Source organism: Kribbella sp. NPDC104218 (assembly GCF_055584105.1).
Window position 1 is genome coordinate 2,988,108 of record NZ_JBVJMQ010000001.1, and the last position, 15,874, is coordinate 3,003,981.

A 15,874-nucleotide genomic window follows, 5' to 3' on the forward strand; every position below is an offset into this window, starting at 1 on the left:
AGACGGCTGTGATCGACGGCGACGGGCTCTACCTCGTGGCAGGGCTCGCGCTCCTGCTCGGTGCCGTCCTGCCGCGGCTGTTGTCCCGGTACGCCGTCTCGGCACCAATCGCCTTCCTGGGCGGCGGCATCCTGCTCGGGCTGGTCGTCGACCGCACGCACCTCAGTCCGCTGGCCGAGCCGGAGCTGACGAAGCATCTGGCCGAGCTGACGGTCATCGTCGCGTTGATGGGTGTCGGGCTGGCAATCGACCGTCCGGTCAGTCTCCTGCAGTGGCGGGTGACCTGGCGGCTCCTCTTCGTTGCGATGCCAACTGGTGTCGCAGCGCTGACTGGTGTCGGTTGGCTGCTCGGAGTCGCCCCAGCGACCGCACTGCTGATCGCAGCGGTGCTGGCGCCGACGGATCCGGTGCTGGCGTCCGACGTCCAGGTGGGCGGGCCGACTACCGGTGAGGACGCCGAGCTGGACGAGGAGGACGAAGTGCGGTTCGCACTGACCTCCGAGGCCGGGCTGAACGACGGACTGGCCGCACCGCTCGTCTATCTGGCCGTTTTCCTGGTCACCAAGAGCTTCTCGCCGGTTGAGTGGGTCGCCTGGGACCTGCTGGGCAAGACCGTGATCGGTGTCGCAGTCGGCTTCGGTGCGGGCCGGCTGCTTGGGCGCATGACGTTCTCGGCGCGTGCGAAGAGTCTCCGGTTGGCTGACTCGCGTGAGCCGGTCCTCGCGCTGGCCATGACGCTTGGTGTCTACGGGCTGACCGAAGTGCTGCACGGCTACGGCTTCATCGCTGTGTTCGTTGCCGCACTCGCACTGCGGTCAGCCGAGCGCAGCCACGACTTCCATAACCAGCTGCACGATTTCATCGGTGAGCTCGAGCACATCCTGACCTGGGGCATTCTGCTGCTGCTCGGCGTCGCCGTCACCGCAGGTCTGCTCGCACCGCTGGACTGGGCTGGTGTGCTCATCGGCGTCCTGCTCGTCGTGGTCGTCCGGCCGCTGATCGGCCGGTTGAGCCTGATCGGGACGGAGCTGAGCCGGACCGAGGCGTGGGCGACGGCGGCGTTCGGCGTCCGCGGGGTGTCCTCGATCTACTACCTCGCGGCGGTCGGTGCGAGCTTCGCCGCGGACCTGCCCTGGCTGTGGGCGACCCTCGGGTTCACGGTCGTTCTGAGCGTGGTCCTGCACGGTGTCGCCGCCACGCCGGTGATGCGGTTCCTGGAACGCCGGAGCTGAGATCGCGCGTCTCGGATGGTGGGATCACAAGACACAATATGGACCCGATTGGGTAATCTCGGGGGCAGCTCATCCAGAGGGACTGAGGGAAACGGCCCGTTGAAGTCCCGGCAACCCTCCCCGTCGAGACCCCGCCCGGGGGCCACTCGCGGTGGAACGGTGCCAAATCCGTCCCGCCATCGAGATCCGGTGCCGCGGGGAAGATGAGAGGGGAACCTCACTCATGAGCCAGGCCGCCACCCACACCATCCGTGCAGGTGCCTTCGGCAACGGTACGCACCTGAGCTGTCGGGCGTGTGGAGCCAAGTCGCCGCTCGGCCCGTTCTACGCCTGTATGGAGTGCTTCGGTCCGCTGGAGGTCGGGTACGAGTTCCCGGCCATCACCCGCGAACAGATCGAGGCCGGCCCCAAGAACATCTGGCGCTATCAGCCGCTGCTCCCCGTCCCGGTCGACGTGGCGAGCTTCCCGAACACCGAGCCCGGCTACACCCGGCTCATCGACGCGCAGAACCTCGCCAAGGCCCTCGGCCTGAAGAAGCTCTGGGTGAAGGACGACTCCGGCAACCCGACCCACTCCTTCAAGGACCGGGTCGTGGCCAGTGCCCTGAGCGCCACCCGTGAGCTGGGCATGAAGGTCTTCGCCTGCCCCTCCACCGGCAACCTCGCGAACGCCGTCGCCGCGGCCGCCGCCCGGGCCGGGATCCGCTCGGTCGTCTTCGTCCCGAAGGACCTCGAGCGCCCGAAGATCATCACCACCGCCGTCTACGGCGGGACGCTGGTCGCCGTCGACGGCAACTACGACGACGTGAACAAGCTGGCCTCCGAGATCGCCGGCGAGGAGGAGGGCTGGGCGTTCGTCAACGTCAACGTCCGCCCGTACTACTCCGAGGGCTCCAAGACGCTCGCCTTCGAGATCGCCGAGCAGCTCGGCTGGCGGCTGCCGCAGCAGATCGTCGTCCCGGTCGCCTCCGGCTCGCAGCTGACCAAGATCGACAAGGGTTTCACCGAGCTCGGCAAGCTCGGGCTGGTCGACGCCACCGACTACAAGGTGTACGGCGCGCAGGCCACCGGCTGCTCGCCGGTCGCGCAGGCGTTCCGGGACGGCCACGACGTGGTCAAGCCGGTGAAGCCGGACACCATCGCCAAGTCGCTCGCGATCGGCAACCCGGCCGACGGGCCGTACGTCCTGGACGTCGCCCGCCGCACCAACGGCGTGATCGAGGACGTCTCCGACGACGAGGTCGTCGAGGGGATCCAGCTGCTCGCCCGCACCGAGGGCATCTTCACCGAGACCGCGGGCGGGGTGACCGTCGCGACGCTGAAGAAGCTGGTCGAGACCGGGCAGCTCGACCCGGAGGCCGAGACGGTGATCATCAACTCCGGCGACGGGCTCAAGACGCTCGACGCCGTGGCCGACCGGGTCGGCCCGAAGGTGACCATCCCCGCGTCCTACGACGCCTTCGTGAAGGCAGGCCTGCAGTGAGTGTGAGTGTCCGCGTCCCGACCATCCTGCGCCCCTACACGCAGGGCGTCTCCGAGGTCTCCGCCGAGGGGGCGACGCTGACCGAGGTGCTCGACTCGCTCGACGCGTCGTACCCGGGGATCAAGAGCCGCGTACTCGACGAGTCCGGCGAGCTGCGCCGCTTCGTGAACGTGTACGTCGATGATGACGACGTCCGCTTCGCCGAGGGCCTGCAGACCGCGATCAAGGACGGCGGCCAGGTCTCGATCATCCCCGCGGTCGCCGGCGGCTGCTGACTCTTGCCGGTGGTTCCGGTCGTTGATCGTCCGGAACCACCGCTACCGTCGCCGGTATGGCGACGAAATGGACCATCGGCGCGGATGCCGCCGACCCGCAGCTGCTGTCCCGATTCTGGGCGGCAGCGCTCGGCTACGTGATCGAGCCGGGGTTCGACGAGCCGGACGGCTCCGGAATCATCGACCCGGACGGCGTCGGTCCAGCGATCGGCTGGTTGCGGGTTTCGGAGGGTAAGACGGCCAAGAACCGACTGCACCTGGACATCCGGGTCGCAGGGCCGGGTGAACGCGATGCGGCGTCCGCCGAGCGGATGCGGGCCAAGGCGGCCGAGCTGGTCGCACTCGGCGCCACCAGCGTCCGGGAGGAGTTCTACGGGCCGGAGCTCGGCCACATCGTCATGCTGGACCCGGAGGGTAACGAGTTCTGCGTAGGCTGACCGCCATGCGCGCAGTGGTGGTTTCTGAGTACGGCGTCCTGCCGGTGGTCCAGGAGGTTGCGGAGCCGACGGCTGCGGCCGGGGCGGTCGTGCTGAAGGTCGAGGCGACCGGACTGTGTCGTAGCGACTGGCACGGGTGGATGGGCCACGACTCCGACATTGTGCTGCCGCATGTGCCGGGGCATGAGCTGGCGGGGACGATTGCGGCGGTCGGCGCCGGAGTGGACGGCTGGCAGGTCGGCGACCGGGTGACGACGCCCTTCATCTGCGCTTGTGGGAGCTGCGCGCAGTGCCTGGCCGGGAACCACCAGGTGTGCCCGAACCAGCTGCAGCCCGGGTTCAACTACTGGGGGTCGTTCGCGGAGTACGTCGCGATCCCGTACGCGCAGGTGAACCTGGTCCGGCTCCCTGACGTGATGGACTTCGGTACGGCGGCCGGTCTGGGCTGTCGGTTCGCCACCTCGTTCCGTGCGGTCCGGCAGGTCGGTCAGGTGCAGCCTGGTGAGACTGCGGTGGTCTACGGCTGTGGTGGGGTCGGTCTGTCCGCAGTGATGATTGCTGCCGCGGCCGGCGCTGAGGTGATCGCTGTGGACACCAATCCGGAGGCGCTGACGCTGGCCCATCAGTACGGCGCTACCGAGACTCTGACTGACGCTAGTGAGCTCCGTGGTGTCGACGTCACCTTTGATGCGTTGGGGGCAAACGACCTCGTGCAGCAGGCGCTGCGGGCGCTACGACCGCGTGGGCGGCACGTCCAGATCGGTCTGTTGCCGGACGGCGTCCAGCTCGACGTGGGCCGCCTGATCGGCCAGGAGCTGCAGTGGCTGGGCAGCCACGGGATGCCTGCCCACGCCTACCCGGAAATGCTCGATCTGGTTGCTTCCGGCAACCTGAACCCGGCAGCGCTCATCACTCGGACCATCACCCTGGATGAGACCCCCGCCGCCTTGGCTGCGCTCTCCCACGGCACTCCGGCGGGTGTCACGGTCATCACGCCCTAGAGGTTTCCGAAGGCCTCGATCGCCTTCAATGCCTCGGACTGCGGCATGCCGGGCGGCTGGATCCGCAGGATGATCCCGTCGGCGCCCATGGCGTCGTAGTGGGCGATCCGGTCGGCGCATTCGGCCGGTGAGCCGATGACGCTCCGGTCGGTAATGTCGTCCCAGCCTTGGGTGTAGCGGGCGGCGTCCGTCGACGTCCGCTTCCAGCCGGTGTAGGCGTCGTACAGGTCGCGCAGCGGCTCTTCGAGCGACTTGCGGGCGTCCTGGGTAGTGGGGGCGCAGAAGCCCTCCCGACAGAGGATGACCTCGTTGCCGAGCGTTCCAGCGCCGCGGGGGTACGACTGGTACTCGGCGATCTTTTCGGGCAGGTCGGCGTCCAGCTCATTGAAGGACGTCGTCCAGCCGTCGCAGGTCCTGGCTGTGCGTTCGAGGACGGCGGACACGCGGCCGCCATTCCAGAGCTTCGGTCGGGGGTTCTGCAGCGGACGTGGCGACAGGTAGGCGTCCTGCAGGCTGGTGAAGCGGCCCTCGTACGTGACGGTCTCCTCCGTCCACAGCCGGGTCACGATGTCGAGGCACTCCTCGAACCGGGCGACCCGCTCGCGCTGCCGGACGCCGTACAGCGCGAACTCCTCCGGGCGGTAGCCGAGGACGAAGCCGGCCGTGAGCCGCCCGCCGGACAGGATGTCGAGGTGTGCGAGCGTCTCGGCCAGGACGACCGGCTGGTACAAAGGGGCGACGATGCCCGAGGTTGCGATCCCGATCCGGGAGGTGTGCGCGGCCAGCCAGGTCAGCGAGGTGAGGATCTCGTGGTAGCCGGGGCGGTACAGATGCCGCTCACCGAGGACGATCCACTCGAAACCGGCCTGCTCGGCGAGCTGGGCCTGCTCGACCGCGTCGGCCAGCTGCGGCCGCTCGCCGGGGGCGCCGTACAGATTGAGATAGAGACCCAGCCGCATCAGGGTGCCACCTTCCGTTGACAGAGAGCACTCGGGGTATTTACGGTCTTGACCGTAAGTCCTTTTGTGTCGGAACGCGACCCCTAACCGTCACTTGGTGTCCTTAAGGAGCCGACCATGAGTGTTCTATCGCATCCGGTCGGCCTGCCGGCCGGTACCGGATCCGCGCCGATCAGCGCCGTCCGGACCCGGGTGGTCAGTGCGCCGTACCGGCGTCCGTTCCGGATCAGTAGCGGTGTCAGCAAGGATCTGATCAGCCTGGTCGTGGAGGTGCACACGGCGGACGGCGTGGTCGGCATCGGGGAGACGTCGCCGATGACGGCGTACACGGGGGAGACGCTGGCAGGTGTCACCGCCGCCATCGACGAACACCTCGGACCGGCCCTGATCGGCCGCGATCCGCTCGACCGGGCCGGCGCCCACCTGGTGATGGACGCCGTCCTGCGCGGGCAGTCCGTGGCCAAGAGTGGGCTCGACATCGCGCTGCACGACCTGGCCGGTCGTCTGAGCGGCTGGCCGGTGCATGCGCTGCTCGGCGGCAGCATCCGGGATCGTGTGCAGACCACGTGGGTAGTAGGCCTCGGCACGCTCGACGAGATGGCTGCGGAGGCGGCGGAGTACGCAGCGCGCGGTTTCCGGCACATCAAGGTCAAAGGCGGGCACAACCCGGCTCAGGATCTGGAGCTGATCCGTGCGGTCCGTTCTGCGCTGCCTGCGGACGCTGAGCTTTGTCTGGACGCCAACGAGGGGTACGACGCCACTACAGCGTTGCCCTACCTGGCGAAGATGAGTGCGGCCGGTATGACGCTGCTGGAGCAGCCGCTACCGCGCTGGGATCTGGCGGGCATGGTCCGGCTGCGTGAGCGGCTCGACGTCCGGCTGATGGCTGACGAGAGCATGCACTCGCTGCACGATGCGCTGGAGATCGTACGGCGCGGTGCGGCCGACGTACTGAACATCAAGATTCTCAAGGTCGGTGGGCTGCATCGAGCGTTGCAGATCGCCCATGTGGCCGAGGCGGCCGGTTTGGCGGTCAAGGTGGGGTCGATGCCTGAGCTGGGCGTAGCCACGCTCGCCGCGGTGCATCTGGCGGCCGCAGTACCCGGTGCGACGGTTGCGGCCGACCTGGTCGGGCCGTTGATGGTTGTGGCGGATCCGTTGGCTCCCACGGTGTTTGCCGACTGCAACGGCTGGATCGACGTACCCACCCGACCCGGCCTCGGCCACGACGTCTGAGAGGTCACATGCATCCCCTCGTCTCCCAACTCCGCGGCACGGTGCTCCCGGCCGTTTTCACCCCGATGGACGCCGCCGGCGTGGTCGCGTACGACACGCTCACGACGTACGCCGGGGCGATCGCCTCCCAGGACATCGGTGGGATCGCTGTCTGGGCGCACACCGGCCGAGGCCTCTATCTGTCGGCTGCTGACCGGTCCAAGGTGCTGGAGACGTGGCGTGAGGCGACGGATCGGCCAATTGTTGCGGGCGTCGGCGTACCGAGGTCGGCGTCCGTTGGCAGCTTGGACGAAGCGATCGATCTGACGGTGGCGATGGCGATGCAGGCTGCTGACGGCGGTGCGAATGCGGTGATGGTCTATCCGCTCGCTGCGCTGGGAGAGCTACCTGATGGGCATGCAAAGGCAGTAGAGCTCCACGAACGGGTCGCTGCGGAGAGCGGACTGCCGTTGGTCGGGTTCTACCTGCACGGCGAGGCTGGTGGCTATCCGTACTCCGCTGCGCTGATTCGGGACCTGCTGAGCCTGGATGCGATGCTCGGAGTCAAGACTGCGACGCTGGACCGGGCCATCGGGTGTCAGGACGCCATCTGGGCTGGGCGGGGCAGTGGGAAGCTGCTGATCACCGGCGAGGACCGGATGTACGGTCCGTCGTTCATGTGGGGTGCGGACACGGCTCTGGTCGGGATCGCGTCCGCACAGGTCGAGCTGTCGGTCGCCGTCCTGCGGGCCTGGTCTGCTGGGGATCTGGAGGCGTTCGTCGCCGCATCGGACCGGCTGGATCGCTTCGCCGCGGTGACGTTCTACGCGCCGATCGAGGGCTACGTGCAGCGGATGATCTGGGCCGCGGTCTGGGAGGGGCTGATCCCGGAGGCGGCGGCGTGCGACCCGTACGGGCCGTCGTTGCCGGCGGCGGAGCGCGACGCGGTCATCCGCTGCCTCGAGGAGCTCCACCAGTAGCTCCTCGAGGGCGAAAATGGAGGAAGCGCAGCCCGTGCGGTGGCTCGCTCCCTCCGTCGCTCCACCACACTTCGTCCTCGGCCGACCGCTATTATGGTCTTGACCGAAACTAAGAGAGTCGGCGGCGGTCGTCAAGGGGTTACCCCACTCTGCGTTATGGTGCGCTTTGTGGGCCTGGCCGGAAGTCACCTAGGAGTGGCCGTGCGGATACACGCTGTTCTGGACGCGGTGCGCTGATGGCCGTCGTGGTCGGTGTCGTCGGTCCCGAGGACGTCGTCCAGCGGGTGCTCGCGACCGGCCCGGCGAGCGGGGCGACCCTGCAGCCGCTGGCCTATCGGCACGAGAGCGAGACCGTCGCCGTCGTCTCGCAGTCCCGCGTCGACGCGTTGCTGTTCACCGGCGTCGTCCCGTACACGATCGCGACCGAGGCCGGTGTCGTCGACCGGCCCGCGATGTACGTCTCGTACGACGGCGCGACGTTGCTGCGGGCGCTGGTCGAGCTGCTGCGGCTCGGGCACAACGTCACGCAGTTCTCGATCGACACCCTGCGGCGCAGCGAGGTGCTGGAGACGCTGATCGAGGCGAAGCTGCCGACCGATCAGATCCAGGTGCTGCCGTACCGCCCGGGCCTGAACTCCGACGACATCGTCGCCTTCCACCGCAGCGCCCGCGACAAGCACGACACCAAGATCGCGATCAGCTGCCTGGGCTCGGCGTTCCACCTGCTCGAGACCGAGATGCCGTCCGTCCGGCTCGTCCCGTCCCGCTACTCGATCCGCTCGACCCTGCAGGCGCTGGTGCTCACCACCAGCGGTCAACACGTCGGCGACGCCCAGGTCGCCCTCGGCGTCATCGACCTCCCCGAGCCGGACGACGCCCTCGCCGCCGACCTCACCACCCTCGGCGGCAGCCTCGCCCTCCTCCCCGACGGCCGCCACCTCGTCGTCACCACCCGCGGCCTGCTCGAACAAGCCACCGAACAGTTCACCCGGATGCCCCTGCTCGACCACCTCGCCGCCCGGCACGCCACGGCGTACGTCGGTTTCGGCGTCGGCCGCACCGCCGCCGAAGCCGAAGCCCTCGCCCGCCGCGCCGTCGGCCGCGCCGGCTCCATCGGCGCCGTCGCCGGCGTCGTCTCCATGTCCGACGACATCGAGATCGTCATCGAACCCACCGGCGACCACGCCGCCGTCCCCCGAGGTGCCGAAAGCCTCCCCCTACTCGCCCGCCGCGTCGGCCTCAACCCCCAAACCCTCTCCCGCATGCGCGAACTCACCGCCACCCGCCCCGACGGCCTCACCACCCAAGACGTCGCCGACCACCTAGCCGTCCAGCTCCGCACCGCCCGCCGAGTCCTCAAACGCCTAGAACGCGCCGGCCTAGCCGTCCCCACCGCCACCCAACAACACGGCCGCACCGGCCGCCCACCCACCATCTACGCCCTCAACCTCTGACCCCCGTACGCCGCCGCGCTGCCGCGCGGGTCTGTTGCGGGCTGCCGCCCGCGTGCTCCCCGCGTGCGTGCCGTGCGCTGCGCTCCCGTCCCGCCCGCTCCCCCTCCCGCCCTGAGTTCCAGCTCCGGGCTGTCGCCCGGGGGAGTTCCGGCTGCCGCCGGGGTGGTGCGCTGGGCGCGCACGAGGGGCTGTGGTGTTGTGGGTTGAGGAGGGCTGTCGCGCGGAGCGCTTCGGAGCGAGATCCTCGCGTTGCGGGAGGTTGAGTATCGGAATCTGGCTTGGAAGTACGGCGATGAAGGAGAGGTCCGCGGAGATGGCGATTGAGTTCGAGGCGAAGGTTTTGGACGTCGAGCCTGGGGAGATCGCCGGGCGGATTGTTCGGCTCGGGGGTGTCCAGGTGGGGGACTGGGCGATGCGGCGGTACGTGTACGACATCGAGGAAGGGGATGGGACGCGGTGGATTCGGCTGCGCGATTCGGGACGTGGGATCACGCTGACGGTCAAGGAGATCGCGCATGACGGGATCGATGGGACGAGTGAGACCGAGGTCGAGGTGGGGGACTTCGAGACGACGCATGTCTTGCTGGAGAAGCTGGGGTTTGCGGCGAAGTCTTATCAGGAGAACCGTCGGGTCAGCTTTCAGCTTTCGGGTGCTGAGCTGGAGATCGACTCCTGGCCGTTGATTCCGCCGTACCTCGAGATCGAGGGTCGGTCTCGGGAGCATGTCGTGGAGGTGGGGGCCGCGCTGGGCTTCGGCGTCGAGCAGCTGACCGGAGAGAACACTACGAAGGTGTACGCCCGGTACGGGATCGACCTGAGCGGGATCCGCGAGCTGCGCTTTCCGGGCTGACTGAGGAAACCGAGCTGCACGAACGACAGGAGGTGGGCTTGGGTGGTGGCGCTGCGCGCGGGGTGAGTTGGGTGCGTGCAGGGGGTCAGGGGGACGTATTACCTGTTCTTCGGGTTGTTGGGGCGAGGGTGTGATTGGCCCATGGTTGTGGTGGTGGATTGGACCAGGTGGGCGGGCTATCGCGGGCATATGGTTGAAGTGTGAATGACTTGCTGGTTCCTGATAGTGCGGCGGCCCGGGGGGCGCTCGAGGTGGCGACGGCTTATGAGTCTGCTGCGCTGCTCAGCCACTCGTGGCGGGTGTATTGGTGGGCGGCCGGGCTCGCTGAGCGCGACGGCATCGGGTATGACGCGGAGCTGCTGTTTGTGGCGGCGATGTTTCATGACATCAGCTTGTCGCCTGAGTTCGACAGCCACACGGTCTCCTTCGAGGAGGCCGGTGGTCACATCGCCAAGGTCTTCGCGACCGGCGCCGGGTGGACGCCGGGGCGTCGGCAGCGGCTGTACGACGTCATCGTCCGGCATATGTGGTTTGACGTTGATGCTGCCGAGGATGCCGAGGGGCATCTGATCTCGCGTGCTGCCGCGCTGGATATTGTCGGCCGGGACTACGACGTGTTGACTGCGGAGTTTCGTGCTGAGGTGCTTGGGCGATACCCGCGGCTTGAGCTCACCAAGGAGTTCCTCGGCTGTTTTCAGGCGCAGGCCGACCGCAAGCCGACCAGTTCGGCCGGTCGTGCGATCGGCTCCGACCTGGCCGGCCGGATTGTGCAGAATCCCTTGGATGCTTAGCTTTTCAGGCCTGACATCGCGATGCTGTCGGTGAGGTAGCGCTGTAGCAGGCCGAAGACGAGCAGGCTTGGGACGACGGTGATGGTGGCGCCGGCCATGATCTGGTTGATCGGGACGGACTGCGTTTGCAGTGTGGCGAGGCCGACGGTCAGGGTCTGCATGTTGTTGGACTGGCCGATGACGAGTGGCCAGAGGAAGTCGTTCCAGTGCCAGAGGAAGACGAAGATGCCGAGTGTCGCCAGTGCTGGGCGGATCAGCGGTACGACGATGAGCGTGAAGATCTTCCATTCGGGGGCGCCGTCGATCTCGGCGGCCTCGAAGAGTTCGTCCGGTAGCTGGCTGATGAACTGGCGGAGCAGGAAGACGGCCTGGGAGTTGGCGAGGGTTGGCACGATCAGGCCCCAGTAGCTGTCCACCCAGTCCAGCCGCGAGACCAGGATGTACGACGGGATCAGCGTCGCCTGGAACGGGACCATCAGTGTGGCCAGGAAGGCCCAGAAGATCAGCTCGCGACCGGGGAAGCGCTTCTTGGCGAAGGCGTAGCCGGCCATCGCCGCGAACAGCAGGACGGCGACCACCGAGATCAGCGAGTAGAGCAGTGAGTTGAGCGTCCAGCGCGGGATATTCGAGCTGGACAGCACGTGGGCGAAGTTCTCGAACGTCCAGGTCTTCGGGTTGAAGGCGCCGGGGAAGGTCTGGCCGCTGTCCGGCGCGAAGGCGACCAGCACCATCGCCGCGAACGGCAGGATCGTCACGATCGCGGTCAGCAGCAGCAACGTCGGCAGCGTCAGCCGGGCCACCGGCCGGGCCGCCATCAGTCGTCCCGCCCGACGAGCCGGCGCTGGACCAGTGAGATGACCAGGACGATCAGGAAGAGCGCGATCCCGATCGCGCTGGCGTAACCGAAGTCGAAGTACTTGAAGCCGCTGTCGTAGAGGAAGTAGACGAGCGAGTAGCTGGAGCGGACCGGCCCGCCGCCGGTCATCACGTACATCGCGTCGAAGACCTGGAACGAGCCGATGGTCTCGATCACCAGCACGAAGAAGAGCACCGGACGCAGCTGCGGCAGCGTGATGTAGCGGAACCGCTGCCAGGCCGAGGCGCCGTCGATCTGCGCGGCCTCCAGATAGGACGCCGGGACGGCCTGTAGCCCGGCGAGCAGGATCAACATCGAGTAGCCGAACCCCTTCCAGGCCGACGTCACCGCGATCGACGCGAGCACCGAGCTGTCCGAGCCGAGGAAGTCGACCGGGCCGATGCTGACCAGGCCGAGGACGGCGTTCAGGAGGCCGTCCTCGACGTCGTAGATCCAGCGCCAGATCACCGCGGCCAGCACGATGCTGGTCACGTAGGGCAGGAAGAAGACGCCGCGGAAGAACCCGCGCCGCCAGACCACCTGGTGCAGCAACATGGCGGTGCCCAGGGAGATCAGCACCGTCAGCGGAACGAAGATGAGCGTGTAGGTCAGCGTCACCAGCAGGCTCTGGTGGAACACGGAGTCCGTGAGCAGTCTGCTGTAGTTGTCGAAGGCAATGAACTTCCAGCGCCCGCTGAGCCGGTAGTCGGTCAGCGAGAGCCAGAGCGCCCCGACCACCGGCAGGAACCGGAAGGCCAGGAACAGCAACAGCATCGGTGCCACGAACACCAGCCCCACCCACGCCCGCGAGCGGCGGGCGTGGGGGCGCCGGTCGACGCCGACCGCGGTCATGTCACCGGCCCAGGAGGGCGTCGGCCTGCTTGGCTGCGTCGTCGAGGCCCTGCTGGGGAGCCTTCTTACCGGTCAGGACGGCCTGGATCTCCACCGCGAGCAGAGACATCACCTGGCGGGACGCCGTGTTCGGCTCGCCCGGGAACGCGTACTGCAGGGAGTCTGCGAATTTCTGCGCGGTCGGGTCGGTGACCTCGGCCGCCGCGTCGGTGCGTGGGGTGAAGTACCCGGTCGCCTTGCTCAGCGCCTGCATCTGCGCGGGCTGGATCATGAACGACAGGAACTTCTTCGCGGCGTCGACGTTCTCGGACGCGGCGTTCACCGCGAGACCGCCGGGGATGCCGTAACCGACCTGCTTGGCGCCGGTCAGCGGCGTCCCGACCTCGAGGTTGGCCTCGCCCCAGGTCTTGGCGGCGGTGGCCGCGTTGGCCGGGGTCGCGGTGAAGGCCATCGCGACCGTGCCCTTGCCGAGCGGCTGGTTGTCGATCGCGTTGGCGTTGGTCAGCGCGCTCTTCGGGATCGCGCCCTCGTCGAACAGGGTCTTCAGGAAGGTCAGCGCCTCGACGCCGGGCGCCTGGTTGAAGGCGACCGTCTTACCGTCCTCGGCGAACACCTTGCCGCCGGCCTGCCAGAGCAGCGGGTAGAAGTTCAGGTTCAGCGTGGTCTCCGGCGAGGCGGAGTAGTCCAGCGTCGAGAAGCCGGCCGCCTTGAGCTTCGGCGCGGCGGCCTTGATCTCGTCCCAGGTCGCGGGCGGTTTGGCGATCCCGGCCTTGGTCAGCACGGTCTTGTTGTAGATGGTCGTGGTGACGGTCTGGTAGATCGGGGCGGCGTACGTCTTGCCCTCGACCGTCAAGCCCGGGATCGAGTTCGGCAGGAACTTCGCCTTGTCGGCCTCGAGGACGTCGTCGACCGGCTCCAGCGAGCCGTTCTTCACGTACTGCGGCAGCTGGTCGGGGATCTGCAGGACGACGTCCGGGCCCTTGCGGCCGGCGAACGCGGTCGCGAGCTTCTCGTCGCGTTTGTCCCAGGGCTGCATCTCCAGCTTGAGGTCGACATCGGTGTTCGCGGTCTCGAAGTCCTTCTCGACCTTTTCCCAGTACGCCGTACTCGCGGCCTGGTCGGCGATCACCGGATACATCCAGAGCGTGACGGCCTTCTTCTCGGACGCGGAGCCGCCGCCGTCGCCGCAGGACGCGAGCGCGGCGGTGAGGACAAGTGCTGTGAGTGGCGCCGCGACGCGGCGAACGGTTGATTTCATCACAACCCCCAAATGCCCGGGAGGGGCGAAAAGTTGAGTGACCCAATAACGGTCAGGACCGAAAGTAGTTGGAAGGAATTTCTGCTGTCAACGTCCGATATCGACTCGGAACAGTTCGGGCCCGTTGCTGAAGACCAGCCGCTGACCGCCCTGGACGGCGAGCCGTCGATGCGGGTGTTCCAGGTACAGCTTCGGCGTCTGCCAGCGGCCGGGCGCGATCCGGTAGATCTTGTTCAGGTCGATGCTGACGTACACCCCGTCCCGGGTCGCGACGATGTCACCGGTGGCGGTCGTCGTCCCCAGGGCGAAGGACCTCAGCACTGTCCCATGGCGCGGGTCCAACTCGAACACCGTCTTGTTCGCCACGCCCCACAGCCGGCCGTCCGGCCCGAACGTCACCGACGACACGGTCGGTGCCTTGGGCACCGGTACCGACTCCCACAGTTTCACGCCGCGGGCGACGTCCCAGGCGAAGACCGTGCCGGACTCTCGGGTCGGCTTCGTCGTCCCGAGACCGCCGGTGATCGAGGTGCCGCCGTAGACGATGCCTTGCCGAGCGGTCAGCCCGAACACGCTCTCGTCCTGGACGACGTTGCGGTACGACGCCGTCTCGCCCGTCCGCGGGTCGTGGATGGCCAGCGCCCCGCCCAGCCGGTCGCCGTCCGGCACGGTGCCGACCGCGATCTTGCCGTTCACCTCGACCAGCGCCCGGGCCCGCATCTGCAGCACGGGTTTGAGGTTCACCGCGAGTTTCGGATTGTCCGGCGACCCGGGCGGTCCGGGTGAGTACTCCGGACTGCTCCAGGCCTGAGCGGGGTCGTACGAATAGAGCCGGGCCTCGGGATAGGTCCCGATCCAGACCCGGCCGTCGGCGGCCTCCAGGATGGCTTCGGTCTGCGAGAAGCGGTTGAACTGCCCCTGACCGGTCTTCGGATCGGTCGCCGTGACCCCGCCGTTCAGGTAGCCGCCGGTGTAGATCAACTTGTCGCCACCCGATAGCGCCAAGATCTCGATCGGCTCCCGGCGGACGTCGGTCAGGAAGATCTCCGACTTACCGGTCTGGGGGTTGTACCGGAACTCCTCGCCGCGCCACAGCGTGCCGACCACGCTGGTGCCGGGGTAGTCGGGCAGGCCGAGTTCGGCGTACCCGATCGAGCGCGCGTTCTGGATCCGGCCGGTGAACTTCAGGCCGGTCCCGGTCATGGTCTTGGTGACCGGGTCGTACTTGCGCAGCTCACTCGCCTGGATGAAGTAGAGCTCACCGTTCGCGCCGACCGGTGAGATGTCCAGTCCGTGGGCGAGCGGGATCTCGTCGACCCACGTGCGCGAGGCGATGTCCCAGACGTACATCGGCATCGGGAAGGCGCCGCCGACGCGGATGTAGACGCGGCCGGCCCGGACGCTGAGGTCGTAGACCGATTTGAGCAGCGGGTCGCCGAGATTGGGCGGCGACGGCAGCTCGGTCTTCGCGCCGGTCGCGGCGTCGATCTCCATGATGTGCGCGTCGGGGAGCGAGCCGGTGTAGATCTTGCCGTTCGCGTAGCCGATGGACTTCACGTACGGCTGGCTGGCGAGCACCTTGCCGTAGTCCCGGATCGCGCCGGTGGTGTGGTCGAACCGGAACATCCGGCCGCCGGGGTAGGTGCCGCCGTAGACGTTGCCCTGCTCGTCGGTGGTCAGCGCCCAGATGAACGACTCGCTGGCCAGCGGGCGGCCGAGGTCCTCGACGGCGGTCGCGCCGGGGCGGAGCCGGTAGAGGTGACCGTTGTTGTAGGTGCCGACGTACATCGTGCCGTCGGGGGTGGCGACCACGGTGTAACTGCCTTCGGCGCCCGGCAACGGGACGGAGAGCAGGCTCGCGCCGTCCACCGGGTTGATCGCGTTCAGGTACGCCGGGGCGCCGGCCGAGATGTTCCAGATCGCGGTCTGCCCGTTCGGGCCGCGCGCGACGGTGCCGCCGATCAGTAGGACGTCGGACAGCGGGACGCCGAGCGACACGGCCTCGGCACGGGGTGGCGAGCCGCCGGCGGCGGTCGGCGCGGTCGGCGCGATGACCAGAGCGGTCGCGACTACCAGGGCCAGGAGCGGGCGGAATGATCGCATGCGATTGCCTCCGGGGGTGCCGTATTTACGGTCCTGTCCGAAAGTAAGCGCCGAAGGCGTGACGAAGTCAACGGCTCGGCGCGGATTGCCGGTTGTGGCAGGGAACGGCTCGATTACGGCCGCGCCCG

The 15,874-nt window shown here is 67.9% G+C and carries 15 protein-coding genes and 1 riboswitch; of the genes, 10 read left to right on the top strand and 5 right to left on the bottom strand.

All coding sequences use genetic code 11. From position 1 onward, the window contains the following. Positions 1-8 precede the first annotated feature (8 nt). The 5 genes from ACZ6ZD_RS14110 (at position 9) to ACZ6ZD_RS14130 (ending at position 4,428) form a co-directional block, all read left to right on the top strand. Complete coding sequence (locus ACZ6ZD_RS14110; protein ID WP_465671828.1) at positions 9-1,232, top strand: cation:proton antiporter; 1,224 nt, start codon at positions 9-11, stop codon at positions 1,230-1,232. Between the two features lie 66 nt (positions 1,233-1,298). After that, positions 1,299-1,442, top strand: a riboswitch (SAM riboswitch). Between the two features lie 13 nt (positions 1,443-1,455). Next, complete coding sequence (thrC, locus tag ACZ6ZD_RS14115) at positions 1,456-2,715, top strand: threonine synthase (protein WP_465671830.1); 1,260 nt, start codon at positions 1,456-1,458, stop codon at positions 2,713-2,715. Further along, positions 2,712-2,990: a ubiquitin-like small modifier protein 1 gene (locus ACZ6ZD_RS14120; RefSeq protein WP_171678854.1), complete on the top strand. Its 279-nt coding sequence runs from the start codon at positions 2,712-2,714 to the stop codon at positions 2,988-2,990. The genes thrC and ACZ6ZD_RS14120 overlap by 4 nt, the downstream gene beginning before the upstream one ends. A gap of 56 nt (positions 2,991-3,046) precedes the next feature. Further along, entirely contained in the window at positions 3,047-3,427 is a 381-nt protein-coding gene (locus ACZ6ZD_RS14125; protein WP_465671832.1) for a VOC family protein, read from the top strand. Between the two features lie 5 nt (positions 3,428-3,432). After that, positions 3,433-4,428 carry an alcohol dehydrogenase catalytic domain-containing protein gene (locus ACZ6ZD_RS14130; protein ID WP_465671834.1) on the top strand — a complete coding sequence of 332 codons (996 nt, stop codon included), beginning with the start codon at positions 3,433-3,435 and terminating at the stop codon, positions 4,426-4,428. Here the strand turns inward: ACZ6ZD_RS14130 and ACZ6ZD_RS14135 are convergent. After that, the gene (locus ACZ6ZD_RS14135) at positions 4,425-5,387 is read right to left on the bottom strand and encodes an LLM class flavin-dependent oxidoreductase (RefSeq protein WP_465671836.1); all 963 of its coding nucleotides are present in this window, start codon (positions 5,385-5,387) and stop codon (positions 4,425-4,427) included. The genes ACZ6ZD_RS14130 and ACZ6ZD_RS14135 overlap by 4 nt on opposite strands. A gap of 117 nt (positions 5,388-5,504) precedes the next feature. Between ACZ6ZD_RS14135 and ACZ6ZD_RS14140 the strand changes: the two genes are divergently transcribed. The 5 genes from ACZ6ZD_RS14140 to ACZ6ZD_RS14160 all read left to right on the top strand — a co-directional run bounded on the left by ACZ6ZD_RS14140 (position 5,505) and on the right by ACZ6ZD_RS14160 (position 10,677). Further along, positions 5,505-6,623, top strand: coding sequence for a mandelate racemase/muconate lactonizing enzyme family protein (locus tag ACZ6ZD_RS14140; protein ID WP_465671838.1), 1,119 nt, complete (start codon positions 5,505-5,507; stop codon positions 6,621-6,623). 8 nt (positions 6,624-6,631) lie between these two features. Beyond that, entirely contained in the window at positions 6,632-7,582 is a 951-nt protein-coding gene (locus ACZ6ZD_RS14145; protein ID WP_465671840.1) for a dihydrodipicolinate synthase family protein, read from the top strand. A gap of 236 nt (positions 7,583-7,818) precedes the next feature. Continuing rightward, the gene (locus tag ACZ6ZD_RS14150) at positions 7,819-9,036 is read left to right on the top strand and encodes a hypothetical protein (RefSeq protein ID WP_465671842.1); all 1,218 of its coding nucleotides are present in this window, start codon (positions 7,819-7,821) and stop codon (positions 9,034-9,036) included. Positions 9,037-9,349: 313 nt separating this feature from the next. Continuing rightward, positions 9,350-9,886, top strand: coding sequence for a class IV adenylate cyclase (locus ACZ6ZD_RS14155; protein ID WP_465671844.1), 537 nt, complete (start codon positions 9,350-9,352; stop codon positions 9,884-9,886). 200 nt (positions 9,887-10,086) lie between these two features. Next, positions 10,087-10,677, top strand: coding sequence for an HD domain-containing protein (locus ACZ6ZD_RS14160; protein WP_465671846.1), 591 nt, complete (start codon positions 10,087-10,089; stop codon positions 10,675-10,677). On the opposite strand, the gene ACZ6ZD_RS14165 is transcribed toward ACZ6ZD_RS14160, so the two are convergent. The 4 genes from ACZ6ZD_RS14165 to ACZ6ZD_RS14180 form a co-directional block, all read right to left on the bottom strand. Then, on the bottom strand, positions 10,674-11,492 hold the full coding sequence (locus tag ACZ6ZD_RS14165; protein ID WP_465671848.1) for a carbohydrate ABC transporter permease: 819 nt from the start codon (positions 11,490-11,492) through the stop codon (positions 10,674-10,676). The two genes, ACZ6ZD_RS14160 and ACZ6ZD_RS14165, sit on opposite strands and share 4 nt — an antisense overlap. Next, positions 11,492-12,385, bottom strand: a complete 894-nt coding sequence (locus ACZ6ZD_RS14170) for a carbohydrate ABC transporter permease (RefSeq protein ID WP_465671850.1) — start codon at positions 12,383-12,385, stop codon at positions 11,492-11,494. Before ACZ6ZD_RS14170 ends, ACZ6ZD_RS14165 begins: the two co-directional genes overlap by 1 nt. Position 12,386: 1 nt before the next feature. Continuing rightward, positions 12,387-13,643 (bottom strand): sugar ABC transporter substrate-binding protein, encoded by a 1,257-nt coding sequence (locus tag ACZ6ZD_RS14175; RefSeq protein WP_465671852.1) that lies wholly within the window; start codon positions 13,641-13,643, stop codon positions 12,387-12,389. An 87-nt stretch (positions 13,644-13,730) separates the two neighbouring features. After that, on the bottom strand, positions 13,731-15,746 hold the full coding sequence (locus ACZ6ZD_RS14180) for an NHL repeat-containing protein (RefSeq protein ID WP_465671854.1): 2,016 nt from the start codon (positions 15,744-15,746) through the stop codon (positions 13,731-13,733). Between the last annotated feature and the right edge of the window lie 128 nt (positions 15,747-15,874).

Bases quoted from the DNA above. Each gene is read 5' to 3' on its own strand.
- thrC (WP_465671830.1), top strand. From the start codon at position 1,456: ATGAGCCAGGCCGCCACCCACACCATCCGTGCAGGTGCCTTCGGCAAC.
- ACZ6ZD_RS14125 (WP_465671832.1), top strand. From the start codon at position 3,047: ATGGCGACGAAATGGACCATCGGCGCGGATGCCGCCGACCCGCAGCTG.
- ACZ6ZD_RS14130 (WP_465671834.1), top strand. From the start codon at position 3,433: ATGCGCGCAGTGGTGGTTTCTGAGTACGGCGTCCTGCCGGTGGTCCAG.
- ACZ6ZD_RS14135 (WP_465671836.1), bottom strand. From the start codon at position 5,387: ATGCGGCTGGGTCTCTATCTCAATCTGTACGGCGCCCCCGGCGAGCGG.
- ACZ6ZD_RS14140 (WP_465671838.1), top strand. From the start codon at position 5,505: ATGAGTGTTCTATCGCATCCGGTCGGCCTGCCGGCCGGTACCGGATCC.
- ACZ6ZD_RS14145 (WP_465671840.1), top strand. From the start codon at position 6,632: ATGCATCCCCTCGTCTCCCAACTCCGCGGCACGGTGCTCCCGGCCGTT.
- ACZ6ZD_RS14150 (WP_465671842.1), top strand. From the start codon at position 7,819: ATGGCCGTCGTGGTCGGTGTCGTCGGTCCCGAGGACGTCGTCCAGCGG.
- ACZ6ZD_RS14155 (WP_465671844.1), top strand. From the start codon at position 9,350: ATGGCGATTGAGTTCGAGGCGAAGGTTTTGGACGTCGAGCCTGGGGAG.
- ACZ6ZD_RS14165 (WP_465671848.1), bottom strand. From the start codon at position 11,492: ATGGCGGCCCGGCCGGTGGCCCGGCTGACGCTGCCGACGTTGCTGCTG.
- ACZ6ZD_RS14170 (WP_465671850.1), bottom strand. From the start codon at position 12,385: ATGACCGCGGTCGGCGTCGACCGGCGCCCCCACGCCCGCCGCTCGCGG.
- ACZ6ZD_RS14175 (WP_465671852.1), bottom strand. From the start codon at position 13,643: ATGAAATCAACCGTTCGCCGCGTCGCGGCGCCACTCACAGCACTTGTC.
- ACZ6ZD_RS14180 (WP_465671854.1), bottom strand. From the start codon at position 15,746: ATGCGATCATTCCGCCCGCTCCTGGCCCTGGTAGTCGCGACCGCTCTG.